The 26,624-nt window shown below is 60.2% G+C and carries 25 protein-coding genes; 12 read left to right on the forward strand and 13 right to left on the reverse strand.

Annotated features, from left to right (window positions below; translation table 11 throughout):
• The first annotated feature begins 282 nt into the window (after positions 1-282).
• The 6 genes from adk to H8B20_RS00120 all read left to right on the forward strand — a co-directional run bounded on the left by adk (position 283) and on the right by H8B20_RS00120 (position 4,654).
• A complete protein-coding gene (gene adk / locus H8B20_RS00095) occupies positions 283-930 on the forward strand; it encodes an adenylate kinase (protein WP_042560800.1) in 648 nt (215 codons plus the stop codon).
• A 93-nt stretch (positions 931-1,023) separates the two neighbouring features.
• On the forward strand, positions 1,024-1,698 hold the full coding sequence (gene tsaB / locus H8B20_RS00100; protein ID WP_210622022.1) for a tRNA (adenosine(37)-N6)-threonylcarbamoyltransferase complex dimerization subunit type 1 TsaB: 675 nt from the start codon (positions 1,024-1,026) through the stop codon (positions 1,696-1,698).
• A gap of 222 nt (positions 1,699-1,920) precedes the next feature.
• The gene (locus H8B20_RS00105) at positions 1,921-2,229 is read left to right on the forward strand and encodes a hypothetical protein (RefSeq protein ID WP_210622023.1); all 309 of its coding nucleotides are present in this window, start codon (positions 1,921-1,923) and stop codon (positions 2,227-2,229) included.
• Entirely contained in the window at positions 2,229-3,089 is an 861-nt protein-coding gene (locus tag H8B20_RS00110; protein WP_210622024.1) for a DUF72 domain-containing protein, read from the forward strand. Before H8B20_RS00105 ends, H8B20_RS00110 begins: the two co-directional genes overlap by 1 nt.
• A gap of 33 nt (positions 3,090-3,122) precedes the next feature.
• Positions 3,123-3,959: an isocitrate lyase/PEP mutase family protein gene (locus tag H8B20_RS00115; protein WP_210622025.1), complete on the forward strand. Its 837-nt coding sequence runs from the start codon at positions 3,123-3,125 to the stop codon at positions 3,957-3,959.
• A gap of 2 nt (positions 3,960-3,961) precedes the next feature.
• Positions 3,962-4,654, forward strand: a complete 693-nt coding sequence (locus H8B20_RS00120) for an extensin-like domain-containing protein (protein WP_210622026.1) — start codon at positions 3,962-3,964, stop codon at positions 4,652-4,654.
• Positions 4,655-4,657: 3 nt separating this feature from the next.
• On the opposite strand, the gene H8B20_RS00125 is transcribed toward H8B20_RS00120, so the two are convergent.
• On the reverse strand, positions 4,658-5,278 hold the full coding sequence (locus H8B20_RS00125) for a hypothetical protein (RefSeq protein ID WP_042560794.1): 621 nt from the start codon (positions 5,276-5,278) through the stop codon (positions 4,658-4,660).
• Between the two features lie 93 nt (positions 5,279-5,371).
• Here H8B20_RS00125 and H8B20_RS00130 point away from each other — a divergent pair, with 93 nt between their 5' ends.
• The gene (locus tag H8B20_RS00130) at positions 5,372-6,154 is read left to right on the forward strand and encodes a class I SAM-dependent methyltransferase (protein ID WP_215729178.1); all 783 of its coding nucleotides are present in this window, start codon (positions 5,372-5,374) and stop codon (positions 6,152-6,154) included.
• Positions 6,155-6,325: 171 nt separating this feature from the next.
• Here H8B20_RS00130 and H8B20_RS00135 read toward each other — a convergent pair whose 3' ends face one another.
• Positions 6,326-6,961, reverse strand: coding sequence for a TetR/AcrR family transcriptional regulator (locus H8B20_RS00135; RefSeq protein ID WP_042560793.1), 636 nt, complete (start codon positions 6,959-6,961; stop codon positions 6,326-6,328).
• 94 nt (positions 6,962-7,055) lie between these two features.
• Here H8B20_RS00135 and H8B20_RS00140 point away from each other — a divergent pair, with 94 nt between their 5' ends.
• From H8B20_RS00140 to H8B20_RS00150, 3 genes are all read left to right on the forward strand, one after another.
• Positions 7,056-8,168, forward strand: coding sequence for an efflux RND transporter periplasmic adaptor subunit (locus tag H8B20_RS00140; protein WP_210622027.1), 1,113 nt, complete (start codon positions 7,056-7,058; stop codon positions 8,166-8,168).
• A 6-nt stretch (positions 8,169-8,174) separates the two neighbouring features.
• Positions 8,175-11,243: an efflux RND transporter permease subunit gene (locus H8B20_RS00145; RefSeq protein WP_210622028.1), complete on the forward strand. Its 3,069-nt coding sequence runs from the start codon at positions 8,175-8,177 to the stop codon at positions 11,241-11,243.
• A 1,093-nt stretch (positions 11,244-12,336) separates the two neighbouring features.
• Positions 12,337-12,594 carry a DUF6124 family protein gene (locus H8B20_RS00150; protein WP_210622029.1) on the forward strand — a complete coding sequence of 86 codons (258 nt, stop codon included), beginning with the start codon at positions 12,337-12,339 and terminating at the stop codon, positions 12,592-12,594.
• 60 nt (positions 12,595-12,654) lie between these two features.
• On the opposite strand, the gene H8B20_RS00155 is transcribed toward H8B20_RS00150, so the two are convergent.
• Genes H8B20_RS00155 through plsB form a run of 3 tightly spaced genes read right to left on the reverse strand, consistent with a single transcriptional unit; the run spans position 12,655 to position 16,289 of the window.
• Positions 12,655-13,344, reverse strand: coding sequence for a DUF4197 domain-containing protein (locus tag H8B20_RS00155; RefSeq protein ID WP_042557857.1), 690 nt, complete (start codon positions 13,342-13,344; stop codon positions 12,655-12,657).
• Positions 13,345-13,365: 21 nt separating this feature from the next.
• On the reverse strand, positions 13,366-13,764 hold the full coding sequence (locus H8B20_RS00160; RefSeq protein ID WP_210622030.1) for a YbaY family lipoprotein: 399 nt from the start codon (positions 13,762-13,764) through the stop codon (positions 13,366-13,368).
• A gap of 23 nt (positions 13,765-13,787) precedes the next feature.
• The gene (plsB, locus tag H8B20_RS00165; protein ID WP_210622031.1) at positions 13,788-16,289 is read right to left on the reverse strand and encodes a glycerol-3-phosphate 1-O-acyltransferase PlsB; all 2,502 of its coding nucleotides are present in this window, start codon (positions 16,287-16,289) and stop codon (positions 13,788-13,790) included.
• A 238-nt stretch (positions 16,290-16,527) separates the two neighbouring features.
• Here plsB and H8B20_RS00170 point away from each other — a divergent pair, with 238 nt between their 5' ends.
• Complete coding sequence (locus tag H8B20_RS00170; RefSeq protein WP_042557861.1) at positions 16,528-16,737, forward strand: cold-shock protein; 210 nt, start codon at positions 16,528-16,530, stop codon at positions 16,735-16,737.
• 108 nt (positions 16,738-16,845) lie between these two features.
• On the opposite strand, the gene H8B20_RS00175 is transcribed toward H8B20_RS00170, so the two are convergent.
• The 4 genes from H8B20_RS00175 to H8B20_RS00190 form a co-directional block, all read right to left on the reverse strand.
• On the reverse strand, positions 16,846-17,223 hold the full coding sequence (locus tag H8B20_RS00175; RefSeq protein WP_210622032.1) for a hypothetical protein: 378 nt from the start codon (positions 17,221-17,223) through the stop codon (positions 16,846-16,848).
• 75 nt (positions 17,224-17,298) lie between these two features.
• Positions 17,299-18,108 (reverse strand): putative RNA methyltransferase, encoded by an 810-nt coding sequence (locus H8B20_RS00180; protein ID WP_047299901.1) that lies wholly within the window; start codon positions 18,106-18,108, stop codon positions 17,299-17,301.
• The gene (gene dapE, locus H8B20_RS00185) at positions 18,108-19,259 is read right to left on the reverse strand and encodes a succinyl-diaminopimelate desuccinylase (RefSeq protein WP_210622033.1); all 1,152 of its coding nucleotides are present in this window, start codon (positions 19,257-19,259) and stop codon (positions 18,108-18,110) included. The genes H8B20_RS00180 and dapE overlap by 1 nt, the downstream gene beginning before the upstream one ends.
• A gap of 239 nt (positions 19,260-19,498) precedes the next feature.
• Positions 19,499-22,090 (reverse strand): glycosyltransferase, encoded by a 2,592-nt coding sequence (locus H8B20_RS00190; RefSeq protein ID WP_210622034.1) that lies wholly within the window; start codon positions 22,088-22,090, stop codon positions 19,499-19,501.
• 214 nt (positions 22,091-22,304) lie between these two features.
• Here H8B20_RS00190 and tcdA point away from each other — a divergent pair, with 214 nt between their 5' ends.
• The gene (tcdA, locus tag H8B20_RS00195) at positions 22,305-23,123 is read left to right on the forward strand and encodes a tRNA cyclic N6-threonylcarbamoyladenosine(37) synthase TcdA (protein ID WP_210622035.1); all 819 of its coding nucleotides are present in this window, start codon (positions 22,305-22,307) and stop codon (positions 23,121-23,123) included.
• A gap of 88 nt (positions 23,124-23,211) precedes the next feature.
• Here the strand turns inward: tcdA and H8B20_RS00200 are convergent, their stop codons facing one another.
• The 4 genes from H8B20_RS00200 to H8B20_RS00215 form a co-directional block, all read right to left on the reverse strand.
• Complete coding sequence (locus tag H8B20_RS00200; protein WP_042557866.1) at positions 23,212-23,616, reverse strand: SufE family protein; 405 nt, start codon at positions 23,614-23,616, stop codon at positions 23,212-23,214.
• A complete protein-coding gene (locus H8B20_RS00205) occupies positions 23,613-24,818 on the reverse strand; it encodes an aminotransferase class V-fold PLP-dependent enzyme (RefSeq protein ID WP_042557867.1) in 1,206 nt (401 codons plus the stop codon). Before H8B20_RS00205 ends, H8B20_RS00200 begins: the two co-directional genes overlap by 4 nt.
• Before the next feature lie 107 nt (positions 24,819-24,925).
• On the reverse strand, positions 24,926-25,960 hold the full coding sequence (dapD, locus tag H8B20_RS00210; RefSeq protein WP_003222105.1) for a 2,3,4,5-tetrahydropyridine-2,6-dicarboxylate N-succinyltransferase: 1,035 nt from the start codon (positions 25,958-25,960) through the stop codon (positions 24,926-24,928).
• Between the two features lie 31 nt (positions 25,961-25,991).
• Positions 25,992-26,354 carry an ArsC family reductase gene (locus H8B20_RS00215; RefSeq protein WP_042557868.1) on the reverse strand — a complete coding sequence of 121 codons (363 nt, stop codon included), beginning with the start codon at positions 26,352-26,354 and terminating at the stop codon, positions 25,992-25,994.
• Positions 26,355-26,624: the final 270 nt, after the last annotated feature.

Genomic DNA, 26,624 nt, shown 5'->3' on the forward strand with positions numbered 1-26,624 from the left:
GGCACCCGGTGCATGCGTCGGGTGTTGCTGAATATTTTCAGCAAATGTTTCGCCAGGCGACAGTTAATGATGGGGTTGCGACTTGGGTCACCGCGTCCCAAAGTCGCGGCGGGCGTCGGTTTCTCCGACTTTTGGCGTCTTGTGTGGGCGCAGCCTGCTGTGTATCTTGATCAGCCTTTGGCCGTTTGTGCGGCCACGACCCGTATTTTTCAGGATTCGTCCCAAGAGGCGAGGCCTTTGTTTTGTAAAAGCTTTTTATAAAAAAATTGAGGAGCACATCTAATGCGCGTCATTCTGCTGGGAGCTCCCGGGGCCGGTAAAGGTACTCAGGCTAAGTTCATCACCGAGAAATTCGGCATTCCACAAATTTCCACTGGCGACATGCTGCGTGCAGCGGTCAAGGCCGGTACTCCGCTGGGCGTTCAAGCCAAGAGCATCATGGATGCCGGCGGCCTGGTGTCGGATGACCTGATCATTGCACTGGTTCAAGACCGCATCGCTCAACCTGATTGCGCCAACGGTTTCCTGTTCGACGGCTTCCCGCGCACCATTCCGCAGGCTGAAGCACTGGTGACTGCCGGTGTCGAACTGGACGCCGTGGTTGAAATCGCCGTTGAAGACGAAGAGATCGTTCAACGCATCGCCGGTCGTCGCGTTCACGAGGCCAGCGGCCGCGTTTACCACATCGTCTACAACCCGCCGAAAGTTGCCGGCAAAGACGACATCACCGGTGACGAACTGGTACAGCGCAAGGACGATACCGAAGAAACCGTGCGTCATCGCCTGTCGGTCTACCATTCGCAGACCAAGCCACTGGTGGACTTCTATCAGAAGCTGTCCGCTGCCAACGGCAAGCCAAAGTACAGCCACATCCCGGGCGTTGGTTCGGTAGAAGCCATCACCGCCAAGGTGCTTGAAGCGCTGAGCTGAAAAGTCTGAGTGGCGGCATCATCCACGGCCCGCTTGCGGGCCGTAGTTGTTTATACTGACGCACTTTTTTCCCCACCTGTTTTGGAAACATCGATGAGCACCTTGCTGGCCCTGGACACCGCGACTGAAGCTTGCTCCGTTGCCTTGCTGCATGACGGCAAGGTCACGAGCCATTACGAGGTGATCCCGCGCCTGCACGCGCAGAAGCTGCTGCCGATGATCCAGCAATTGCTGGCCGACGCCGGCACGACGTTGCAAGCGGTTGACGCAATTGCCTTCGGCCGCGGCCCGGGTGCGTTTACGGGTGTGCGCATCGCCATTGGCGTGGTGCAGGGGCTCGCGTTCGCGCTGGACCGTCCGGTGTTGCCAGTGTCCAACCTTGCCGTGCTGGCGCAGCGCGCATTTCGTGAACATGGCGTGAGCCAGGTGGCCGCGGCCATCGATGCGCGGATGGATGAAGTGTATTGGGGCTGCTACCGCGAAACGGCGGGCGAGATGCGTCTGGTCGGAGCTGAAGCGGTGTTGCCGCCGGAAGTTGCGGCACTGCCGGCCGATGCCAGCGGCGACTGGTTCGGTGCGGGCACCGGTTGGAGTTACGCCGAGCGCATCGCGGTCAATCTGAACGGTTCTGATGCCAGCATGCTGCCCCATGCCGAAGACCTGCTGACGCTGGCGCGATTTGCCTGGGAACGTGGTGAGGCGATCCCGGCGGATGATGCACAACCTGTTTACCTGCGCGACAAAGTGGCCACCCCAAAAGCCCGTTAAGCCTTTAAAAGATCGCAGCCTTCGGCAGCTCCTGCAGGGATCGTATTCCAACTGTAGGCGCTGCCGAAGGCTGCGATCTTTTGATCTTCCAGACGCCAATCGTCAGTTTCTGATCCCGCGTTTTAAACCTTTTGCTCTTTATGTGTTCTAGTTATCACTCGGCAGTTTGCTAAGTCGGTCAAGTGCCGCTAAATTGCCATCATTGATACCGAGCATGACTTTATGCGTATAGACGGCGTTTCCACTCAGTCCTACCCCATCAAGCGCAAGCCTCGCAAAGGCAATCCGGCGCTGGACGAATCCGTTGATGATATCGACGGCGAGCTGGAATTCCCGACTGAAGAGCAAATGGCCGCCCGCGCTGCCAAAGCCTCCGCGCAACGCCTGGCCAATCTGCCCGCCCGTCAGCAAGACATGATCTACCACCGAACGATGAAGAAAAGTGTAGCGATGGCTCTGGCCAGCTACCTCAGCACCGCCGGTTTTGTGGATTGGGACGCGGATGTGCTGGGCCTCGATCTGTACATCTGATGGATCTGCCTTACTACCTCGGTTGCCCGTCCTGGAGTGAAAACGCCTGGCGCGAGTATCTTTACCCGGTAGATGCAAAAACCTCCGATTTCCTCAGCCTCTATTCCCAAGTGTTCAACGCGGTGGAAGGCAACACGACGTTCTACGCCAGCCCTTCGCCGGCCACCGTGCAGCGTTGGGCCGAGATCATGCCTGCGCATTTTCGCTTCACCGCCAAGTTCCCCGGCGACATCAGTCACGGCGGCGATTTGCGTGAACAACTGACTGCCGCCGAAACCTTCCTGCAATTACTCAAACCCCTCGGCGAGCGTGTATCGCCGCTGTGGCTGCAACTGTCGAAAAGCTTCGCACCGCATCGGCTGCCGGAACTGGCGGCATTCATCGATGCGCTGGACTGCCCGCTGGCGGTGGAAGTGCGCCACGAGCAGTTCTTCGCCAAGGGCGAGAGTGAGCGATTGCTCAATCGTCTGCTGCTTGATCGGGGCGTGGAGCGTATCTGCCTCGATCCGCGTGCGCTGTTCAGTTGCCTGTCGACCGACTCTTCGGTCATCCACGCACAATCGAAAAAGCCACGAGTACCGACGCGTCCGGCGGCGTTCACGCAGTTCCCGCAAGTGCGCTTTATCGGCCATCCGGAACTGGAAGCCAACGATCCGTTTCTCGTGCCGTGGGTGGCGAAAATTGCCGAGTGGATTGAAGAGGGCCGCACGCCGTACATCTTCCTGCACACCGCCGACAACCTGCTGGCAGCAAAGCTCGCGCAACGTTTTCACGCACAACTGATGCAACGTTTGCCTGGCCTGCCATCTCTGCCTGAGCTATACAGAGAGCCCGCCGCGGAGCAACTTGGCCTGCTCTGAGGCAGATTCGTTTTCCTGCCCAGGAGCCAGTCGATGGACGCGCAAGCCCTTACCCAACAAGCCCGTAAAGCCCAAGCCTTCAAAGCCCTGCATGAGCGTCCGGGGATTTTTGTCATTCCCAATCCGTGGGATGCCGGCTCGGCGAAGATGCTTGCAAGCCTGGGCTATCAGGCACTGGCGACCACCAGCGCAGGTTATGCGTTTTCCCAGGGCAAAGCCGATGGTGCCTTGAGCCTGGATGACACCTTGGCCAACGTCCGGGCGATAGTCGCATCGACAGATTTGCCGGTGGCGGTGGATCTGGAAAACGGTTTCGCCGACGACCCGGCCGAGTGTGCCAAGAGCTTGTTGCGTGCAGCAGAGGCGGGCGCGGTTGGTGGTTCGATCGAGGATGCAACGGGCCGCGCAGACGCGCCGATCTATTGCTTGGAACACGCTGTGGCGCGAATCGAAGCCGCAGTTGCCGCGGTGCGCACGCTGCCGTTTCCCTTTCTCCTGACGGCGCGGGCGGAAAACTATCTGCACGGCAATCCCGATATCAATGACACCCTCCGCCGCTTGCAGGCCTTTGCCGAGGCCGGCGCCGACGTGTTGTATGCGCCGGGTTTGCGCACCGCCGAAGAGGTGATTGCAGTGGTGCGCGCGGTGGCGCCGAAACCGGTCAATGTGTTGATGTCCGGCGGTTTGAAACTCACTGTGCAGCAACTCGAAGAAATGGGCGTGCGCCGGATCAGCACCGGTTCGGCACTTGCACTGGCGGCGTTCGGTGAGTTTTTCCGTGCGGCTGAAGAGATCCAGCAGTCCGGCACCTTCGGCTTCACTTCGCAGTCGATGCCGTACGCCAAAGCCAATCAGTTTTTCAAAGGCTGAGCATGGGACGTTGGATTGCGCTGTTTATTCTGCTGAGCATCGGCGGCGCTGCGATCAGTGTCTGGCGTGGTTGGCTGGAGGTGCCGGCGCAATTCAATCCGTGGGCGCCGCTGGACGTGAAAGCCCCGCCTAACTGGCTGACCGGCTACAAGCTGATGCGCTTGCGCGGCGATCCCGAACTCTGCGCCCAGGCACTGCGCAGTTCCGCATTGCGCGTCACGCCGCAGTCCGACAGCCCCGGTGCCAAGTGCCCGCTGATCGGCGCTTTGCGCGTGCAGGGCGGTGAGGTGGCGCTGAGCAGCAGCTTTCTCGCCAGTTGTCCGCTGGCAGTCGCGTACGCGATGTTCGAACGGCACTCGCTGCAACCCGCCGCACAGGCCATTTACGGCCAGAACGTCGCGCGTCTCGATCACCTCGGCAGCTTTGCCTGTCGCAATATCTATAACCGCGAGAGTGGCGCGCTCAGTCGCCATGCCAGTGCCGATGCGCTGGATATCGCCGGTTTTCGGCTGGCCGATGGCCGGACCGTCAGCGTGCTCAAAGACTGGCCCAAGCAAAATCAGGACGCACAGTTTCTGCGTCAGGTACGCGACGGCGCCTGTGAGGCGTTCAGTGTGGTGTTGAGTCCTGATTACAACGCTGCCCATCGCAATCACATTCATGTCGATGTCGGGCGCTGGAGCGTGTGTCGCTGAGGTTTAAGCGGCGATGCGCAGGTTCTGCAGAACAATCGGGCGTGCCCAGCCGTTATCGAAGTCCAGGGCTTTCTGCTGCTCGACGATTTCTTCCGGCGGGAATGGCGGGTAAGGCTTTTGCAGCAGGTCGAGGTCGAACTCGGCAATCGGCAAATACAGCGGACGCTTCTGCGGCGCGGCACCCGGTTCCGGAATCGGTTGACCGTTGTTGATCACGATCGGACGAACCCAACTGCTGTCGAAGTCCTGCTGCCCTTGTTGAGCCTTGATTTCTTCTGGCGGGAACGGTGGGAACGGTTTGTCCAGCAGCTCCATTTCGAACTCGGCGATCGGCAGGAACAGCGGCTCTGGCGGACGCACCTGGGTTTCAACCACATCGCATTCGCGCTGGCTGATGATGTGTGCGTGCAGTTCGCTGCCGACGGTCGGTTCTTCCGGGCTGGTCAGGTCAACCGGGGGAAACGTGCCGCAGGCCGGCACCACATCACTCGTCTGCTCGGCCATCGCCTGGGCAAAGAAATCCTGCCACAGGTGGCTGACGCCACTCAGTGCTTGAGTGTTATGACGGCTGAAATCGCCATGGGGCGAGATATAGCCAATCGATGTGGGAAGAATGCCTGACATTTTTTTCGGTTGACGCTCAGCTCTGGCAAAATGCGCGTTGAATGAGTTATCGGCGGTTTTTGCCGATCCTTAAATTTTTGAGCGTGTTTTCCAATGATTGAGCAACCCGCGGCCTGCCGTATCCATGTCGAAGCCCTCGGCCCGACGTTCGCTGTGCAAGCCGAGCAGTGGGCCGAGCGCCTGGGCCTGCCGCTTGAAGGGGCCGACGGCGAGTTTGCCTTGCAGGTCGGCGAGCAGGGTTTGCAACTGCAGCAACTGGGACCGGACGCGCCGGGGCCGGTGCGCGTGGACTTCGTCGAGGGTGGCGCGGCGCATCGTCGGTTGTACGGCGGTGGCAGCGGGCAGATGATTGCCAAGGCTGTCGGCGTCGCTCAAGGCGTGCGCCCGCGGGTGCTGGATGCGACGGCGGGTCTGGGCAAGGATGCGTTCGTGCTGGCCAGTCTGGGGTGCGAGATGAGCCTGATCGAGCGTCAGCCGCTGATCGGTGCCTTGCTGGAGGATGGTCTGGCGCGGGCGGCGGAAGATTTCGATGTGGCGCCGATCGTGGCGCGGATGAAGTTGCTCAAGGGCAACTCCATCGAGGTCATGCGCAACTGGGAAGGCGAGCCGCCGCAGGTGATCTACCTCGACCCGATGTTTCCGCATCGCGAGAAAACCGCGCTGGTGAAGAAGGAAATGCGCCTGTTCCGGCCACTGGTCGGCGATGATCCGGATGCGCCCGCGTTGCTCGAAGCGGCGCTGGCGCTGGCGACGCACCGCGTGGTGGTCAAACGCCCGCGCAAGGCACCGTGTATTGAGGGGCCCAAGCCGAGTCATGCGCTGGATGGCAAGTCCAGTCGGTATGACATCTACCCCAAAAAAGCGCTCAAACCTTAACACCGAGTCGCTGCCAATCGCCGGCAAGCCAGCTCCCACAGGTTTTTGCGGTGTACACACAAGTTATGTTCACACCCAGTTCCCAAAGGGGGGAGTGTGCACTACTGGTCACACGATGATCCCTGTGGGAGCTGGCTTGCCGGCGATGGCGTCAGTCCAGACGCCGCAAAGTCAGGGCCGATACGCCCGCATAAACAACCCCACCACTTCCCGCACATGGCTCTCTGAAGCTTCCTCACCCAACGGCTCACCACAGCCATACAACAAGCGGAAATTCCCCGCGCCCTTGATCAAGCAGAAAAAATGCTCCGCCGCATTGCGAGGCAGATCAATGCTCAGCGCGCCGCTGTCATGGATCTGCGTCAACAGCCGCTCCATGCCCTGCACCATGCGCTGCGGGCCTGCCTCGAAGAAGATCAGCGACAGCTTCGGATCCTGACTGCCCAGCGCCATGATCAAGCGATGCAGATTCACCGATTCGTCGCTGTTGATCAGCTGATGAAAGCCTCGGGCAATGTTCAGCAATACCTTTTCCACGGCAATGCCGGCCGGTAATTCGAAGAACAGCGGCGGCAATTGCTCCTCGCATTTGGCCATCACGGCGGCAGAGAACAGCGTCTCCTTGTCGTTGAAATGGCTATAGACCGTCAGTTTAGACACCCCCGCTTCGGCGGCCACCGCGTCCATGCTGGTGTTGGCATAGCCGTGACTCAGAAACAGAGTTTTCGCCGCATCGAGGATGGCCTGGCGCTTGGCCAGATCCTTGGGGCGGCCCGGGCCGTTTGGAGCTGAAAGATTGTTCGACATTCTTCGCTTTTATTACTGGACTGGTGAGTTTGCTATTAATAACATACCCGCCAGTATAATTATTCCAAGCACCATTAGCGAAAGGTCCGTCATCATGTTCCGCCATGCACTGCACCTCACGTGGCCATTTGCATTGCCAGTCAGTCTGGTTTTTTTATTGTCCGCGTGCGGCCAGGAAGAGGCGGCGCAAGTCACCGTACGACCGGCCATGGTGGTGCACCCAGAGCCTTCGGCGCAGGCGATGGAAAGTTATCCGGGCGAGGTGCGCGCTCGCTACGAACCCGATCTGGCGTTCCGCATTGGGGGCAAAGTCAGCCGACGACTGGTCGATGAAGGTCAGCGTGTGAAGGCTGATCAACCCCTCGCCGAACTCGATCCGCAGGACGTGCGCCTGCAACTGGAGGCCACTCGCGCTCAGGTTTCCGCCGCTGAAGCCAATCTCAACCTCGTCCGTGCCGAGCGCGACCGCTACAAAACCCTGATGGATCGGCAGATGGTCAGCCGCTCGGCGTACGACAACGCCGAAAACCTCTACCGCTCCGGCGAAGCCCGCCTCAAACAGATCAAAGCCGAATTCAACGTCTCGACCAACCAGGCCAGTTACGCCGTGCTGCGCGCGCCACAGGATGGCTTGGTGGCCAAGCGTTCGGTCGAAGTAGGGCAAGTGGTCGCCGCCGGGCAAACCGTGTTCACCCTCGCCACCGATGGCGAACGTGAAGTGCTGATCAGCCTGCCGGAGCAAAGCTTCGGCCGCTTCAAGGTCGGGCAACCGGTGTCGGTGGAACTCTGGACCCAGCAGAATCAGCGCTTCGCCGGGCAGATTCGCGAGCTGTCGCCGTCTGCCGACCCAAGATCGCGCACCTTCGCCGCGCGAATTTCCTTTACCAGCGGCAAGGTCCCGGCCGAACTGGGGCAGAGCGCCCGGGTGTTTGTGCAATCGGCCGATGCCGTATCGCTGTCGGTGCCGCTCTCGGCGCTGACCGCTGAAAATGGCGCGACCTATGTCTGGGTCGTTGGCGCCGACAACACATTGAAGAAAACCCCGGTGCGTGTCGGCCCGTTCGGCGAGAAAGTCGTGCCGGTGCTCGAAGGCTTGAACGCCAATGATTGGGTGGTCGCCGCTGGTGTGCATGTACTGCTCGAAGGGCAGCAGGTGCGACCCGTTGATCGCTCCAACCGTGTGGTCAATCTGGCGGACAAGGAGTAAGCCCCGATGCGCTTCAACCTTTCTGAATGGGCGCTGCGTAATCGCCAGATCGTACTGTTCCTGATGCTTTTGCTGGCCATCGTCGGTGCGTTGTCCTACACCAAGCTCGGCCAGAGCGAAGACCCGCCGTTCACCTTCAAAGCCATGGTTATCCAGACCCGCTGGGCGGGCGCGACGGCGCAGGAAGTGTCGCGCCAGGTGACCGAGCGCATCGAAAAGAAACTGATGGAAACCGGCGAGTACGAACGCATCGTTTCCTTCTCGCGTCCCGGCGAATCTCAGGTCACGTTCATTGCTCGCGACTCGATGCATTCCAAGGACATTCCCGAGCTCTGGTATCAGGTGCGCAAGAAGATCGGCGACATTCGTCAGACCTTGCCACCGGGGATTCAGGGGCCGTTTTTCAACGATGAATTTGGCACCACCTTCGGCAATATCTACGCGCTGACCGGCGACGGTTTCGATTACGCCGTGCTCAAGGATTATGCCGACCGCATCCAGATTCAGCTGCAACGGGTCAAGGATGTCGGCAAGGTCGACTTGCTTGGTTTGCAGGACGAGAAGATCTGGGTCGAGCTGTCCAACGTCAAACTCGCCACTCTCGGTTTGCCGCTGGCGGCGGTGCAACAGGCGCTGGAAGAGCAGAACGCGGTGTCCACCGCTGGCTTCTTCGAGACGAGCAGCGAGCGCTTGCAGCTACGGGTCACGGGGAATTTTCAGACAGTCGACGAGATCAAGAACTTCCCGATCCGCGTTGGCGATCGAACGTTCCGTATCTCCGATGTTGCCGACGTGCGGCGCGGTTTCAACGATCCGCCGGCGCCGCGCATGCGTTTCATGGCTGAAGATGCAATTGGTCTGGCCGTGGCGATGAAGGACGGCGGCGACATTCTGGTGCTCGGCAAGGCACTGGAAGGCGAGTTCTCGCGGATCCAGAAAAACCTTCCGGTCGGCATGCAATTGCGCAAAGTCTCCGACCAGCCAGCAGCGGTAAAAACCGGGGTCGGCGAGTTTGTTCAAGTGCTGGTCGAGGCGCTGGCGATCGTGCTGCTGGTGAGTTTTTTCTCCCTTGGCGTGCGCACCGGCATGGTCGTGGCGCTGACCATTCCGCTGGTGCTGGCGATGACCTTTGCCTGCATGTATTACCTCGGCATCGGCCTGCACAAGATCTCCCTCGGTGCGCTGGTGCTGGCGTTGGGGCTGCTGGTGGATGACGCGATCATTGCCGTGGAAATGATGGCGATCAAAATGGAGCAGGGCTTCGATCGCATTCGCGCGGCGAGCTACGCCTGGACCAGCACCGCGTTCCCGATGCTTACCGGTACGTTGATCACCGCCGCAGGCTTCCTGCCCATTGCCACGGCGCAGTCGGGTACTGGCGAATACACCCGTTCGATTTTTCAGGTCGTGACGATTGCTTTGCTCGCTTCATGGGTGGCGGCGGTGGTGTTCGTGCCGTATCTGGGGGAAAAACTCCTGCCGGACCTGGCGAAAATTCACGCGGCTAAACATGGCACTGCCGATGGCCAGGCGGACCCGTATGGCACGCCGTTCTATCAGCGGGTTCGACGTGTGGTGGAGTGGTGTGTGTCGCATCGAAAAACCGTGATTGTGTTGACGGTCGGGCTGTTTATCGCCTCGGTGGTGTTGTTCCGTTTCGTGCCGCAGCAGTTCTTCCCGGCCTCCAATCGGCTGGAATTGATGGTCGATCTGAAACTGGCCGAGGGTGCGTCGCTGGCCAATACCACTGGCGAAGTCAAACGTCTGGAAGCGATGCTCAAGGAGCACGCCGGTATCGACAACTATGTGGCGTATGTCGGCACCGGATCACCGCGTTTCTACCTGCCGCTGGATCAACAACTGCCGGCGGCGAGCTTCGCCCAGTTTGTCGTGTTGGCGAAAAACATCGAGGAGCGTGAGGCGCTGCGGGGCTGGCTGATCAGTACGCTCAACGAGCAATTCCCGTCACTGCGGTCGCGAGTCACGCGTTTGGAAAACGGCCCGCCGGTTGGCTATCCGGTGCAGTTCCGCGTCACGGGTGAGCACATCGAAGAAGTCCGCGCGCTGGCGCGCAAGGTGGCGGCCAAGGTTCGCGAGAACCCGCATGTGGCCAATGTGCATCTGGATTGGGAAGAACCGAGCAAGGTTGTGTACCTGAATATCGATCAGGACCGCGCTCGGGCACTTGGGGTGAGCACCGCCAATCTGGCGAAATTCCTGCAGAGTTCGCTCACCGGATCGAGCGTCAGTCAGTATCGCGAAGACAACGAATTGATCGAGATTCTGCTGCGCGGCACGGTGCATGAGCGCACCGAGTTGTCGTTGTTGCCGAGCCTGGCGGTACCGACTGATAACGGTCGCAGTGTGGCGTTGTCGCAGGTCGCCACGCTCGAATATGGTTTTGAAGAAGGCATCATCTGGCACCGTAATCGTCTGCCGAACGTGACCGTGCGTGCGGACATTTATGGCAAGGAGCAGCCCGCGACGCTGGTGAAGCAGATCATGCCGACGCTGGATTCGATTCGCGCTGAATTGCCGGACGGTTATCTGTTGGATGTCGGCGGTACGGTGGAGGACTCGGCGCGTGGGCAGAAGTCGGTGAACGCCGGGGTGCCGATGTTCATTGTTGTGGTGCTGACGTTGCTGATGGTGCAACTGCGTAGCTTCTCGCGCACGGTGATGGTGTTTTTGACGGCGCCGTTGGGGTTGATCGGGGTGACGTTGTTTTTGATGGTGTTCCGTCAGCCGTTCGGGTTTGTGGCGATGCTGGGGACGATCGCGCTGTCGGGGATGATCATGCGCAATTCGGTGATTCTGGTGGATCAGATTGAGCAGGATATTGCCTCGGGTTTGAAGCCTTGGCAGGCGATTATCGAGGCGACTGTGCGGCGTTTTCGGCCGATTGTGCTGACGGCGCTGGCGGCGGTTCTGGCGATGATTCCGTTGTCGCGCAGTGTGTTTTTCGGGCCGATGGCGGTGGCGATCATGGGCGGGTTGATTGTGGCTACGGCGCTGACGCTTTTGTTTTTGCCTGCTTTGTATGCGGCTTGGTTTCGGGTGCGTCGGGAGGGTTGAGCCTTGGCGGCCTTTGGGCCGACCATGCTCTGGGGTTTTTGGGTGAATATCCGTTTCTGCGGGTGTTGCCGCTGGCGGTTTCGCTCTTACAGCGAGTCCCTTTGGCAAACGCCCCAAAGGAACCAAAGGTCTGGGCCCCGGCGTTCGGCCCGCTCGCTGGGGCTCGGGGTTCCTTCGCTCCGGAATTGATCCGGGGGCATCGCTTCCGGTTTGCTTCGCTGCACCTCCTTTCGATGTATTCGACTTCGTCGAACGGCGCTTCGCGCCCACCCCCGGATCAATCCCTCCACTCAGCCTGCCGAAGGGGCCGGTACGGCAAGATCAAGAGCTGCAGCCGAGCTAACGCTCATCCTGTTGAGTGGTGAGAAGCGAAGCGGGGCGGGGGGGGCTGTTTTTGTTTTTGCTTTGGCTTTTGCTTTGGCTTTGGCTTTTGTTTTTCTGTGGGAGCGAGCCTGCTCGCGATGACGGCCTGACAGCCGACCGATCTCTGCCTGAATGTGCGCTGCCGAAATTGTGGGAGCTGGCTTGCCAGCGATGGCGTCCGACAGGCTCCCGGTTTTCTATCTGAATGCCCCGAACTCAAATTGTGGGAGCGAGCCTGCTCGCGATGACGGCCTGACAGCCGACCGATTTCTGCCTGAATGCGCGTGGCCGAAATTGTGGGAGCTGGCTTGCCAGCGATGGCGGCCTGACAGGCTCCCGGTTTTCTATCTGAATGCCCCGAGCCCAAATTGTGGGAGCGAGCCTGCTCGCGAAGGCGATCTGAAAAGCAAAGTTGTTTAACGGTGTGACGAAAACTCAGAACCTTCCCACATGTTTTTCAGGTTGTCCGTCGGACGTGCGATCTCTAGCCTTGGGCTGTCGCTGCAAAAATCAGCGACCGGGTTTCGCAGCCCGGTTAAACTTCAGACGCACAGCGTCCACCATCCGAAAACGGGCGCTTTTTTATGCCTGTGTCATGGCGGCTGTGCGCGGGATACCTTCGGGTATGCCGGGTGCCTGAAGTCCCGGTCTGCGAACCTGCGTACAGCTGCCACCTAACATTCGTTTCGCAGCGAACGGTGGCGGCTCCACTACTTCAGGAGATTTCGCCATGTTCAAACCCACGCCAAACCCGCCCAAACCCGTCAGTCATCCCAGCACGATCTTCACCGTCCTCCCCGAAGTCGATTCCGAAACACTACTCGCTCACGCCTGTGAAACGCTGGCCTCAGCCAACATCATGGCCACGGAACTGGCGTTCACCCTGAGTGGCCCGACGTGTAATCATCTTCTGGGTATTCAGCAAATGATCTCCCTCGCAGAACTGTCGGTGAACCGCGTCCTCGATCAAGTCGATCCGCAAACCTGACGCCCAACAAAAAGCCCGCTGAACCTGTGAAGTTCAGCGGGCTTTTTGTCGTTCAGAACTTTACAACGTGCCGAACACTTTCTTCGCCAGACTCGTCGCCGCAGCGGCCGGGTTCTTGCGCAGGGTTTCTTCCTGTTTGCCGATCATTTCAAACAAACCGTTGAGCGCTTGCTCGGTGACGTAGTTTTCGACGTTGGCGCTCTTCGCGTCGACAACGCCGAAGGTCGCGGCCTGGCCGGCGAAGGCGTTGTATTTCTGTGCCACGCCAACTTTGTCGGTGGCTTGTTTGACGATGGGCAGGAATTTGGCGCGGATCTGTTCGCGGCTGGATTTATCCAGGTATTGGGTGGCCGAGTCGGTGCCGCCGCTGAGGATGCCTTTGGCGTCGGCGACGCTCATTTTCTTCACGGCGTCGACGAGGATCGGCTGGGCCTGGGTTACGGCAGTTTCCGCGGCTTTGTTCATGGCGGTTTCCAGCTCTTCGACCTGGGCGCCCATGCCGAAGGCTTTCATCTTGCTGGCGGCTTTGCCGAGTTTGCCCGGCAGTTCGATTTTCACGTCAGGGTTGTTGCTGAAACCGCCCGGGGTGCCGAGTTGTTTGACGGCCAGTTGCGCGCCTTGGGTCAGGGCATCCTTGAGGCCTCCGGTGGCGTCTTGCTGCGACAGGTCGGCGAGCGACAGCGCCAGCACGTTGGCGGAGATCATCAGGCCCGCGCACAGGCCGGCGAAGCGAAGGGTAGGGCGGAACATGGCTGCTTCCTTGATAGACAATTAGCGAATGGCGTCGACGCGGATTTTCAGCGGCTGCGGATCGTTGCCGTCGAGTTGCACGGCGTGGTTTTCGGTGGTGATGAACATCAGTTCACCGTTGACCTCGATGCGTGCGCTGACCGAATAGCGGTGGCCGGGTTTGACTTGCACCGGATCGTAGGTCAAGTGGAACGGCAGTGGCACCTGACCTTTGACCGGGCCTTTGTGTTCATCGAGCACCACGGCCGGGGCGTCGGCCAGCGATACGTCTTGCAGGCTCACGCTCAGGGTCGCGCTCGGTGGCAGGGCGATGCGTTGCAGGTAGAACACTTCGCCGTCGAGGCTGGCCTTGCCGGCGGGTGTGGTCGATTGGCAGGCGCTCAATAGGGTGGCGGCTGCGAGCAGGGTGAGTTTTTTCATGACTGATTTCCTACAGGTAAGCATCAAACTTCGGGCTCTGCGGTGACTTGATCGGCCGCATCTTCACTGCGATGCAGCGCCACCTGACGGATCGATAAACGAATCTCCGCCGGTAACACGCGTTTGGCCGCGCCTTCGGCCAGTTCGCCGAGCAGTTCGTGGTAGCTCAGTTTGCCGGCGTCGTCGCGACGCAAAACGTCGAGGTCGAGCAGGGTCTGGATGAAATGGCGGAACAGGCTCTTGTCGAAGAATTCCGGGGCATTGAGGCCGTGCAGGATCGACAGGCGCTGGGCCATGACGGTGCACAGGTCTTCCAGTTCTTCGGCGCTGATGGTGTTCTGCCCGGCGTTGAGCAGCAGCGACACGGTCATGTAGAAGCGCTGCAAGGTCTGCGCGATGCTTTTCGACAGCAGAGTCAGCAACACGAAGTGCCGCGAACTTGGCGCCGGGCGCATGTACACCTCTTTCTCGAAGCGCAGCAGACCTTGCTCGACAAACGCTTCCAGCCACTGATCGACCACAGCGTCGAGTTCGTCCAGCGTCCAGCGGATGAACAACTCCGATTGCAGGTACGGATACAGGGCACGGGTGTAGCGCAGGATCTGTTCGCGGCTCATGCGCGAGGTGCTCTGGAAGAAGCTCGCCAGCAGCGACGGCAGCGCGAAAATGTGCAGCACGTTGTTGCGGTAGTAGGTCATCAGGACGGCATTTTGCTCGTCGAGATAGAGAATCTTGCCCAGCGCATCGTTCTGCTCGGACAGCAGGTCCATGTCCTTCACATGCTCGATCAGCGCGCGGCCATCGCCTTCCGGCAACGTGGTGTGCGGCGAGTAGGGAACCTTGCGCAAAAGCGCCAGGTACAGATCCAGCACCCGTGCCATCGCCCGATCGTCCAGCGCCAGGCGTGTGGTCGACAGGAGGGCGAGCGCGACCAGATTCACCGGGTTGATCGCCGCCGCTTCGTTCAGATGCTGCGCGACTTTTTCGCCGAGGCGATTGGTGGTTTCGTTGAGCCACGCCGGTTTGAATTGCGGACCGAGTTCCTGTTGACGCCAGTCCGGCTGCTCGCTGTCGAGGAATTCCGCCAGTTTGATCGGTTCGCCGAAGTTGACCGCGACCTGACCGAAGCGCTGCTTGAGTGCGCCGATGACTTTGAAGATGTCGAAGATCGACTCTTTCTTCTTGCTCGCGCCGCGCAGCTCACCAAGGTAGGTGCGACCTTCCAGCACCCGCTCGTAACCGATGTACACCGGCACGAACACAATTGGCATGCGCGATGAGCGCAGGAAACTGCGCATCGTGATCGCGAGCATCCCGGTTTTCGGTTGCAGCATGCGTCCGGTGCGCGAGCGACCGCCCTCGACGAAGTATTCGACCGGGAAACCTTTGGTGAACAGGGTGTGCAGGTATTCGTTGAACACCGAGGTGTACAGCGGGTTGCCCTTGAACGTGCGGCGCATGAAGAAGGCGCCGCCACGGCGCAGCAGGCTGCCGATCACCGGCATGTTCAGGTTGATCCCGGCGGCGATGTGCGGCGGGGTCAGGCCGTTGCGGAACAGCAAGTACGAGAGCAGCAGGTAATCGATGTGGCTGCGGTGGCACGGCACGTAGATCACTTCGTGTCCCTGCGCGACTTTCTGTACGCCTTCGATGTGGTTGACCTTGATGCCGTCGTAGATTTTGTTCCAGAACCAGCTCAGCACCACTTCGAGAAAGCGGATCGCGGTGTAGGTGTAGTCCGAGGCGATCTCGTTGCCATAGCGCAGGGCCTGGGCCTTGGCTTTTTCCGGCGAAATGTTTTCGCGTTCGGCTTCGTCGAGGATCGCTTGCTTGACCAGCGGCTGGTTGAGCAGACCCTTTACCAGATTACGCCGGTGAGAAATGTCCGGGCCGATAACGGCGGCTTTGAGATTGCGGAAGTGCACGCGCAGGATTCGCTGGGCCATGCGCACGGTGCGCTCGTGGCCCTTGTTGTGATCGATCAGTTCGCGCAGATGAATTGGCGCGGAGAATTGCACGCGGGTCTTGCGCCCGAGAATCATGATGCTCAGCAGTCGACGCAAGCGTCCGGTGACTGCCCAGCTGTCTGCGAACAACAGCTTCCACGGACTCGATTCGCTGTCCGGCGACTGGCCCCAGAACACACTGACCGGAATGATCTGCGCGTCTTCGGCGGCATTCTGGGTGAGGGCGCTGACAAGGCGCGTCAGGGTCGGCGGCGCGCCGCGTTTGTCCTGACGGCCGAGCCAGTCCGGGTCCGGCGTCAGGTAGAAGAACGCGGCCGGCTCCAGCAGATTACCCACCGACACCGCCAGCACCGGCCGTGGCAGGCCGGCCTTGGTGCACTCGGTGTCGAGCACGGCCAGATCGGTCAGCGAAGGGTTTTGCAGGACGTAGAACACCGGACGACTGCGGTCGAGGTTGAGGGTGAACGACGACTGGTTGATGGTCTCCGAGCGAACCCAGAGATACAACAGTCGGCGCAAGGTGCCAAACACAAGACGGCGAAACGGGGAACGGGTCATACGGCTTCTGCATGAGTGAATAAAACCGAGCGGCTGCTCGGGAGGTCGACAGTTTGCCGTATTCATCGAAAATCGGCAAAAAAGCGGCGAAGTAATCTCCTGTTGAGAGTTTTCGCGCCTGTCATATACTCGGCGGTCTGTCGCCGGGGCCCTTTAAAGGCCGTCGGACGCAGGCTGACGTTCCTCAAAGGCTTTCCTGCGAAAAGCCTGTCCAATAATAAAAAAGGAGTATGAACAGATGGCAACACGTGAAACCGGCAACGTGAAGTGGTTCAACGACGCCAAGGGCTACGGCTTCATTCAGCGCGACGACGGGGTGGACGTGTTCGTGCACTACCGCGCGATTCGCGGCGAAGGGCACCGCTCGCTGGCGGAAGGTCAGCAGGTCGAGTACGCCGTGGTGACGGGGGAGAAGGGTTTGCAGGCTGAGGATGTGGTAGGCCTGTAACCTTGAAGATCAAAAGATCGTCCGATCGCGGCCCGAGCCTTCGGCAGCTCCTACAGGGGAATGCATTCCAAACTGTAGGAGCTGCCGAAGGCTGCGATCTTTTGCTGGTTAAGCGGTCTTCCAGGTGATCTCTTCTTCACCGTCTTCGCTGATGCGCATCCAGCGATCCGCCGTCTCCTCACCTTCTTCCTCAACCCACGTGCCCGGCGCGCAACGCACTTCGACGTTCAGCGCGGCAAAGGCTGCGCGGGCGCAGGCGATGTCGTCGTCCCACGGGGTCGCATCGCTTTCCAGGAACAGGCTGTTCCACTTGCCCACGGCTTTTGGCAGCCAGGTGACCGGGACGTTGCCGGCCTTGCACTTGTAGGTCTGGCCTTTCTGTACCCAGTCGCTGCACGGGCCCAGCGCGGCGCCGAGCCAGGCGGAGATGGCCTTGTGGTCGACGTCGGCGTCTTTCAGGTAAATCTCGATGTCCGGTTGGCGCATGGATGTCCTCACTGCGGGTCTGAAAAATCCATTCGCGGATTTAGCCGGCCCCGGGCATTTGCCCGAGACCAATAGTTATTGAAGAACGAAATAATCGTAGCGCATCGACACAGTGGTCTCGAACGGCTCGGCCTGCTCGATCACTGCTGCACGACGCTCGGCACTGGCGCGCCAGCCGTGGGGTGTCATCGCCAGGAGGTTGGCGCGATCCTGCGGCTTGTCCAGTGTCAGCTTGAATTCCAGGGTTTCACTGTGCGCCAGCGCCATGCCTTGCGGCACCAGGGCCAGATGCTTGTCGTCGGTGTATTCACGCACTTCGTCGTACAGGCTTTCGCGCAGTTCCATCAGATGGCCGCTGGTCGGGCCGACTTTCATCAATCCGCCGCCGACGCTCAGCAGGCGTTTGGCCTCTTCCCAATCCAATGGACTGAAGACGCTGGCAAGAAACTGGCAGCTGCCCGAGGCCAATGGCACGCGGGCCATGCTGGCGATCAACCAGGTCAGTTGCGGATTGCGTTTGCAGGCGCGTTTGACGGCTTCACGCGAGATGTCCAATGCGTAGCCATCGGCATCCGGCAGCGCATCGGCGATCTGCGCGGTGTAGTAACCCTCACCACAACCGATATCGACCCAGCGTGCCGGCGCGTAGCTCGCCGCCAGTTCGGCCAGACGCTTGGCCACTGGCGCGTAATGCCCGGCGTTCAAGAAATCACGGCGGGCCTCGACCATCGCCTGATTGTCGCCAGGATCGCGGCTGTTTTTGTGCTGCACCGGCAGCAGGTTCAGGTAACCCTGCCGCGCACGGTCAAAACGATGCCCGGCGGGACAGACCACGCCGTTATCCACCGCATTCAGCGGCTCACTGCAGATCGGGCACGCGAGCATCAGGCGAGCAACTTGATCATGGTCTGGTAGTAAATCTCGGTCAGTACATCGAGATCGGCCGCCAGCACACGCTCGTTGACCTGGTGAATGGTCGCGTTGACCGGGCCCAGTTCAACCACTTGCGTGCCCATGGTCGCGATGAAACGGCCGTCGGAGGTGCCGCCGCTGGTCGAAGCCTTGGTCTGGCGACCGGTGATGTCCTTGATGCTCGCCGACACCGCGTCGAGCAGTGCGCCCGGCTCGGTGAGGAACGGCAGGCCGGACAGCGCCCAGTCGATGTGCCAGTCCAGGTCATGTTTGTCGAGGATGTCGGCCACGCGTTTCTGCAGGCCTTCAACAGTCGATTCAGTGGAAAAGCGGAAGTTGAACACGGCCACCAGATCACCCGGGATCACGTTGGTCGCGCCAGTGCCGGAATTGACGTTGGAAATCTGGAAACTGGTCGGCGGGAAGAAATCGTTGCCGTGATCCCAGTGCTCGGCGGCCAGTTCGGCCAGCGCCGGCGCCGCGAGGTGGATCGGGTTCTTGGCCAGGTGCGGATAGGCCACGTGGCCCTGAATGCCTTTGACGGTGAGCTTGGCGCCCAGCGAGCCGCGACGGCCGTTTTTCACCACGTCGCCGACCAGCGTGGTGCTCGACGGTTCGCCGACGATGCACCAGTCCAGACGCTCGTTACGCGCGGCCAGACGCTCAACCACAGCCTTGGTGCCGTGGTGCGCCGGGCCTTCTTCGTCGCTGGTGATCAGGAACGCGACCTTGCCTTTGTGGTTCGGGTAGTCGGCGACGAAGCGCTCGGCGGCGACGGTCATCGACGCCAGGCTGCCTTTCATGTCCGCCGCGCCACGGCCGCAGAGCATGCCGTGTTCATCGATCAGCGCGTTGAACGGGTCGATCTGCCAGGCAGTCACCGGACCGGTCGGCACCACGTCGGTGTGACCGGCGAAACACAGCACCGGGCCATCGTTGTTGCCGTGGGTGGCCCAGAAGTTATCCACGTCTTCAATGCGCATCGGCTCCAGTTTGAAACCGGCATCGCCCAGGCGCTGCATCATCTGCTTCTGGCAGTCGGCGTCGACCGGCGTCACGGACGGACGGCGGATCAGGTCGATGGCGAGTTGAAGGGTCGGCGAAAGGTCGGCGTGGGCCGTCATGGAAAACTCCGAAAACTTGAAATTGGGCAAGGGCCAATGTGGGAGCGAGCCTGCTCGCGAATGCGGTGTGTCAGTCAACATAATCGGTGATTGTTACAACGCCTTCGCGAGCAGGCTCGCTCCCACAGGGGATTGAGTTCGGTCAGTAAGACCGGTTATCACGCCAAGCCCCGCAAAATGGCGGTTATCTTAAAGCAAAACGGCGACCATTGGCCGCCGTTTAGTGCATCGACAAGGAATTAGACGGCCGGTGCCGGCTCAGGCGCCGCGGCCGGTTTTGGCAGCGACGACAGGAACGCCATGATCAACGCCGCCAAATACGGCAGCGACTGCACCAGCAACATGACCACCCAGAAACGCATGTCGTTGCTCGGCATGCCGTTGACCAGATAGATCCCCAGCGCCGCGCCCCACAACAGCAGCATGATGAACAGCTCTTCGCGTGCTTCGGAGATCGCCACCCAGAAACCGTGGTTATCAGCGTTTTTCGGCGTGCGGAAGAACGGAATGCTGCTGGTGAAGAAGCCGTACAACACCGCTTTGGCAATGGTGTGCGACAACGCCAGCCCGGCCAGCGCGGCGCAGAACGCATCCTTGAGGTTCACGCCAACGGCGCGACGGTACAGGAAGATGATCTTGCCAACCTTGAACACAAACAGCGCCAACGGCGGGATCGCGAAAATCAGCAGCGGCGGATCGACCCGTTGCGGCACGATGATCATCGCCGCCGACCACAGCAGCGCGCCGACGGTGAAGAAGATGTTCATGCCGTCCGCGACCCACGGCAACCAGCCCGCAAGGAAGTGGTAGCGCTGACCGCGTGTCAATTCGGTGTTCTTGCCGCGCAGCAGGCTGCCGGTGTGGCGCTTGATGATCTGAATCGCACCGTAGGCCCAGCGGAAGCGCTGCTTCTTGAAGTCGATGAACGTATCCGGCATCAGGCCCTTGCCGTAGCTGTCGTGGTAATACGCCGCCGACAGGCCTTTTTCGAATACGCGCAGACCGAGTTCGGCATCCTCGCAGATACACCAGTCGGCCCAGCCCAACTCTTCCAGAACCGAACGGCGAGTCATGGTCATGGTGCCGTGCTGGATGATCGCGTCGCGGTCGTTGCGGGTGACCATGCCGATATGGAAGAAGCCTTTGTACTCGGCGTAGCAGAGCTTTTTGAAGGTGCTTTCGTTCTGGTCGCGGTAATCCTGCGGCGACTGCACCACGGCGATTTTCGGGTCGGCGAAGTGCGGCACCATGTGCTTGAGCCAGTTCGGGGACACGCAGTAGTCCGAGTCGATAACCGCGATCACTTCGGCATCCTTGGCGGTGTGCGGAAGCAGGTAATTCAGCGCGCCGCCCTTGAAGCCGGCCAATGGCGAAACGTGGAAGAACTTGAAGCGCGGGCCGAGGGTTTCGCAGTAGTCGCGCACCGGCTCCCATACTGCCGGGTCCTTGGTGTTGTTGTCGATGATCAGGACTTCGTAGTCCGGGTAATCGAGGGCAGCCAAGGCGTCGAGTGTCTGTTTGACCATCTCCGGCGGCTCGTTGTAGCACGGCACATGGATCGACACTTTCGGGCGGTAGTGCGAATCACCAACCACCGGCAGGAATTCGCGTCGACGTTTGTGAATCCACACCGCTTCGGCCAGTTCATGGGCCTCGGTGAGTAACACGATGAACACCCCGAACGCACCGAGCGCCAGCAGGAAACCCACCGTCAGACTGAACCATGTGCTGTATTGCAGGCTGTAGTCGTATCCGATCCACACCAGCACCGATCCGCAAAGGAAGGCGATAAAGGTCAGGAAGACGCGTCCGCGCTGGCGCAGCGCTGAGCCATCAATCATCAGCAATGTCAGCGACAACAGCGCTAACACCACCGAACCGACTGCCAGCACGCGCCATTGCGGGATCGCTACCACCGGGCCTTCGAAATTGAATTTCTGCTGACGCGCGGCGTTGAACACGCCCCAGTAGGCGCCGACCGAACCCTCGTCGCTGGCCTTCCACGGCTGGTCGAACGCTTCGATCACGAAGTAGTTGAAGCCCTGGCGATTGAGCTTGTTGACCAGCGTGCGCAGGTAGATCGCCTGATCCGCCGGCGACGCATCAGCGCCACCGCGCATGCGACCGTTGCTCGGCCAGCCGATTTCAGACAGCAGCAACGGTTTTTTCGGGAACATCTTCTTCAGGTCGCGGGCACGGTCGAAGACGAACTGGCCGGCCTTGTCGACCGGGATGAATTCCCAGTAAGGCAGAACGTGTGCGGCGATCAGGTCAACGTGCTTGGCCAGTTCCGGGTGTTCTTCCCAGACGTGCCACTGTTCGGACGTGGTGACCGGCACTTTCACCGCAGCACGAACCCGGTCGAGCAATACGCTGAGTTGTTCAGCGGTGATTTCCTTACGGAAGATCGCCTCGTTACCGACCACCACGCGCACCACACTTCGCGACGTGTTGGCCAGTTCGATGGCGCGAGTGATTTCCCGTTCATTGCGCTCTTGATCAGGGCTGATCCAGATCCCCAGAGTCACGCGCAGACCGAACTCTTCAGCCAGTTTCGGAATGTCTTGCAGGGAGCCGTCGACCGAGTAGATGCGGATGTTATCCGTCAACTTGCTCATGATCTCGAGGTCGCGGCGCATCTCGTCGTCAGACGGATACTGGTCCTTCTGTGGGTACTGGCCCTGCTGGAACGGCGAATAAGAGAAACCGGAGATCTGATCCGGCCAGTTGGGCGCGGAGACCGGGCGATTGATCAGCGCCCAGAAACCAGTGAACAGGGCGGCGATTGCCAGAACCACCACCAGGTTGAGACCAAATTTACGCGATGACATAGCTGTTTCGGGTTCCAAAGGCTGTGGAACGAAGGATCGGTAGGCTATACGCCAAAGGGGCGCGCATCCTACACCGGTAGTTCGCCAGTCGTACAACGGACGGGGAAATTACTCACATTGGGCAAGTGCCGTTGACTTAAGTTCTTACACTTGTCGCTTGAAGCTTAAAACTTGTGGCTGCGTAGCCCTATAATGCGCGCCGTTTTTTGGGGTAATGGTCATGAGTACAGAAGATCCGCGGTTTGCAGGCATCGCCCGTTTGTATGGCATCGAAGGCATGGAGCGCTTGCGCGCGGCCCATGTGGCGATCGTCGGCGTCGGTGGCGTCGGTTCTTGGGCGGCTGAAGCCATTGCGCGCTGTGGCGTGGGCGAGATTTCGCTGTTCGACCTTGATGATGTCTGCGTCAGCAACGCCAACCGCCAGTTGCACGCGCTGGACAGCACCGTCGGCAAACCCAAGGTCGAGGTGATGGCCGAGCGTCTGCGCGGGATCAACCCGGACTGCACGGTGCACGCCGTGGCGGATTTCGTCACCCGCGAGACCATGGCCGAATACATCACGCCGAACATCGACTGCGTGATCGACTGCATTGACGCGGTCAACGCCAAAGCGGCGCTGATCGCCTGGTGCAAGCGCCGCAAGATTCAGATCATCACCACCGGAGGCGCGGGTGGGCAGATTGATCCGACGCTGATTCAGGTCTGTGACCTCAACCGCACATTCAACGATCCGCTGGCTTCGAAAGTGCGCTCGACATTGCGCCGTGATTACGGTTTCTCGCGCACCGTGACCCGTCATTACAGCGTGCCGTGCGTGTTCTCCACCGAGCAACTGCGCTATCCGAAACCGGACGGCAGCATTTGTTTGCAGAAGAGTTTTGTCGGCGACGGCGTGAAGCTGGACTGCGCGGGCGGATTTGGCGCGGTGATGATGGTCACGGCGACGTTCGGGATGGTTGCGGCGACCAAGGCTGTGGACAAGATTGTGGCGGGTGTTCGGCGCCCGGTGGAGCGGGTCAAACCTCAGATTTGAGGTTGCCAGTGATGGCCCCTTCGCGAGCAGGCTCGCTCCCACACTGGAATGCGTTCACATGTGGGAGCGAGCCTGCTCGCGAAGGCGATTAACCTGCCAACTCATTCATCCGCTTGAGCACAGCATTCAGGCCATTACTGCGCGACGGCGACAACTGTCGCGACAGCCCCAACTGACTGAACCAGTCCGGCAAATCCACTTGCTGCAACTCATTAGCGGTCAGGCCATTGACTCGCAACAGCAGCAACGCCACCAATCCACGAATCATCCGTGCATCGCTGCTCGCTGCGAACTGCCAGTGGCCATCCTGTAACGCGCCGACCAACCACACCTGGCTTTCACAGCCATGTACCCGGTTGGCGTCGCACTTGTCTGCGTCATTCAACGGCGGCAGACGATCACCAAACTGCATCAACAACCGCGCCCGCTGTTCCCAACCGGCGGCATTCTGAAACGTTTGCAGCGCCTCGGCAGCCTCTACCGGCAAGCTCATCGCAACAACTCCAGCGCCTGATCCAGCGCTTCAAAGAAGCGTTCCAGATCCTCGGAATCGTTGTACAGCGCCAGCGACACCCGAATCGCCCCCGCCAACTCGAAACGCTTCAGCAGTGGCATCGCGCAGTGATGACCCGCGCGCACGGCAATGCCTTGCTCGGTCAGCAGGTGCGCGAGATCCGCGTTGTGGACGCCTTCAACGACAAAACTGGCCAGCGCCAGTTGCGGTTTGCCCAGCAGGCGAATGCCGTTACGCGCCGCGAGGCCACGCAACAGATAGTCATGCAATGCCGCTTCGTGTGCCGATACCGCGTCCTGATCCAGCCCGGCCAGATAGTCGAGGGTCGCACCGAGGCCGATCACGCTGGCAATCGGCGGCGTGCCCGCCTCAAAACCCAGCGGAGCAGGGCGGAAACGTGCGTCGTGATAGTTGGCTTCCAGGACCATTTCGCCACCGAACTGCCACGGCTTCAGCTGTTCAAGCGCAGTATTGCGCCCGAACAGCACGCCGAGGCCATCGGGGCCGTACAGCTTATGGCTGGAAAATACGTAGAAGTCGCAACCCAGTGCCTGCACGTCATGCCGACCGTGAACCACACCTTGCGCGCCATCGACCACGGTCAGCGCGTTGTGCGCCTTGGCCATGCCCAGCAGCGCCGGCAAGGGTTGCCAGGCACCGAGCACGTTGGACAACTGACTGACCGCCAGCAAGCGCGTACGCGGGCCGATCAGGTGCACAGCGGCGGCGAGGTCAATCAAACCGTCGGCGTCCAGTGGCAGGATCACCAGTTTCAGTTGACGACGTTGTGCCAGTTGCTGCCACGGCAGCAGGTTGGCGTGATGCTCCAGGGCGCTGATGACAATTTCATCGCCCGGCTGGAAAAGATGTTCCAGGCCATAAGCCAGGAGATTCAGCGCGCTGGTGGCGCCGTGGGTAAAGATGATCTGTCCGCTGTCACCGGCATTGAGCCATTGCGCAACTTTCAGCCGACTGTCTTCGAACGCCTGTGTGGCATGGGCCCCGGGCAGGTGTTGTGCGCGGTGCACATTGGCCGCGCCGTTGGCGTAGTAATGCGTCAGCGCGTCGAGCAGGGCTTGGGGTTTTTGGGTGGTGGCGGCGTTATCCAGATAGGTCTGGTCTTGCCGTTGCAGGGCGGCGATGGCCGGAAAATCGGCGCGCCAGGGAGAAGGAATCATCATGGGTTATACGCCTGACCCTGTGGGAGCGAGCTTGCTCGCGAAGCTTTTGGCGACTTCAAGGACGCCTTCGCGAGCAAGCTCGCTCCCACAGGTGATCAATGTGCTGCTTAGTTGTGAGCGTGCAGCGCTTCGTTCAACTCGATCGCCGATTTGTGGGTTTTGCATTCCACCGCACCGGTTTCCGAATTGCGACGGAACAGCAGGTCAGTCTGGCCGGCCAGTTCACGCGCCTTCACAACTTTAACCAGATTGTTGTGCTCATCCAGCAGTGCGACTTTGGTGCCGGCGGTCACGTACAGGCCCGACTCGACGGTGTTGCGGTCGCCCAACGGAATACCGATACCGGCGTTGGCGCCGATCAGGCAGCCTTCGCCAACCTTGATCACGATGTTGCCGCCGCCCGACAGGGTGCCCATGGTCGAGCAACCGCCGCCCAGGTCCGAACCCTTGCCGACGAAGACGCCAGCCGACACGCGGCCTTCGATCATTCCCGGGCCTTCGGTGCCGGCGTTGAAGTTGATGAAACCTTCGTGCATCACGGTGGTGCCTTCGCCCACGTAAGCGCCCAGACGCAGACGCGCGGCGTCAGCGATACGCACGCCGGCCGGTACCACGTAGTCGGTCATTTTCGGGAACTTGTCCACCGAGAACACTTCCAGCAACTCGCCACGCAGACGCGCTTCGAGCTGCATTTCCGCCAGTTCGCTCAGGTCGATTGCGCCCTGGCTGGTCCATGCAACGTTCGGCAGCAGCGGGAAGATCCCGGCCAGGCTCACGCCGTGCGGCTTGACCAGACGGTGCGACAGCAGATGCAGCTTCAAGTACGCCTCAGGCGTGGAAGTCAGTTGCGCGTCTTCAGCCAGCAAAGTGGCGACCAGTGGCTTGTGGCTCTCGGCCAGACGGGTCAGCAGTTTGCCTTGAACAGCGTCGATACCTTTGACTGCTTCAGCCAGTTGCGCCGCTTGTGCGGTGGTGAAGGTGATGGCCTGGTTGCCTTCGGTGTAACCGAGGATCGGCGCAACAGCAGCGACCAGTTCGGCCGAAGGGTTGAGCAGTGGCTGTGCGTAAAACACTTCGAGCCAGGCGCCCTGACGGTTTTGCGTGCCGACACCGAAGGCGATGCTGAACAGAGAGTTGGACATGTGAATACCTCTACAAAGAGTGACGGGCTGCTTACTTCAGAGCGGCCGCGTAGATATCTGGCTTGAAGCCAATCAGGGTTCGGTCACCGAGATCGAGCACCGGGCGCTTGATCATCGAGGGTTGGGCGAGCATCAGTTCGATGGCTTTTGCTTGGTCGAGATCGGCTTTACGTTCGTCGTCGAGTTTGCGAAAGGTCGTGCCTGCGCGGTTCAACACCGTTTGCCAGCCGTGCTCGTCACACCATTGGGTCAGGTGTTCTCGGTCGATACCGGCGGTCTTGTAATCGTGAAAGTCATAGGCGACAGCGTGTTCATCAAGCCAGGTGCGCGCCTTTTTCATGGTGTCGCAGGCTTTGATGCCGAAAAGGTGCAACGTTTTACTTGAAACGGTCAAGGAATTGCCCCCTTTACAGGTGCTGGAAAAAAATGGTGTCGGATTATGCCATGACCAAAGCGTTTCGGGCGCCCGGCTTCATTACCCTGCACCAAATCCCTGCAGGAGCTGTCGAGTGAAGCGAGGCTGCGATCTTTTGATTGTGTTTTTAAACATCAAAAGATCGCAGCGTGCCGCAGCTCCTGCATGGGGATCAGTGTCGGCGTGCGACATAGGTGCAACGGTCAGGCGCAGCCTAAACGGCTAATATGGCAGTTCAACGCTGTCGAT

It is taken from the genome of Pseudomonas sp. P42, from assembly GCF_017973755.1.
In the GTDB taxonomy this organism is placed as follows: domain Bacteria; phylum Pseudomonadota; class Gammaproteobacteria; order Pseudomonadales; family Pseudomonadaceae; genus Aquipseudomonas; species Aquipseudomonas iridis.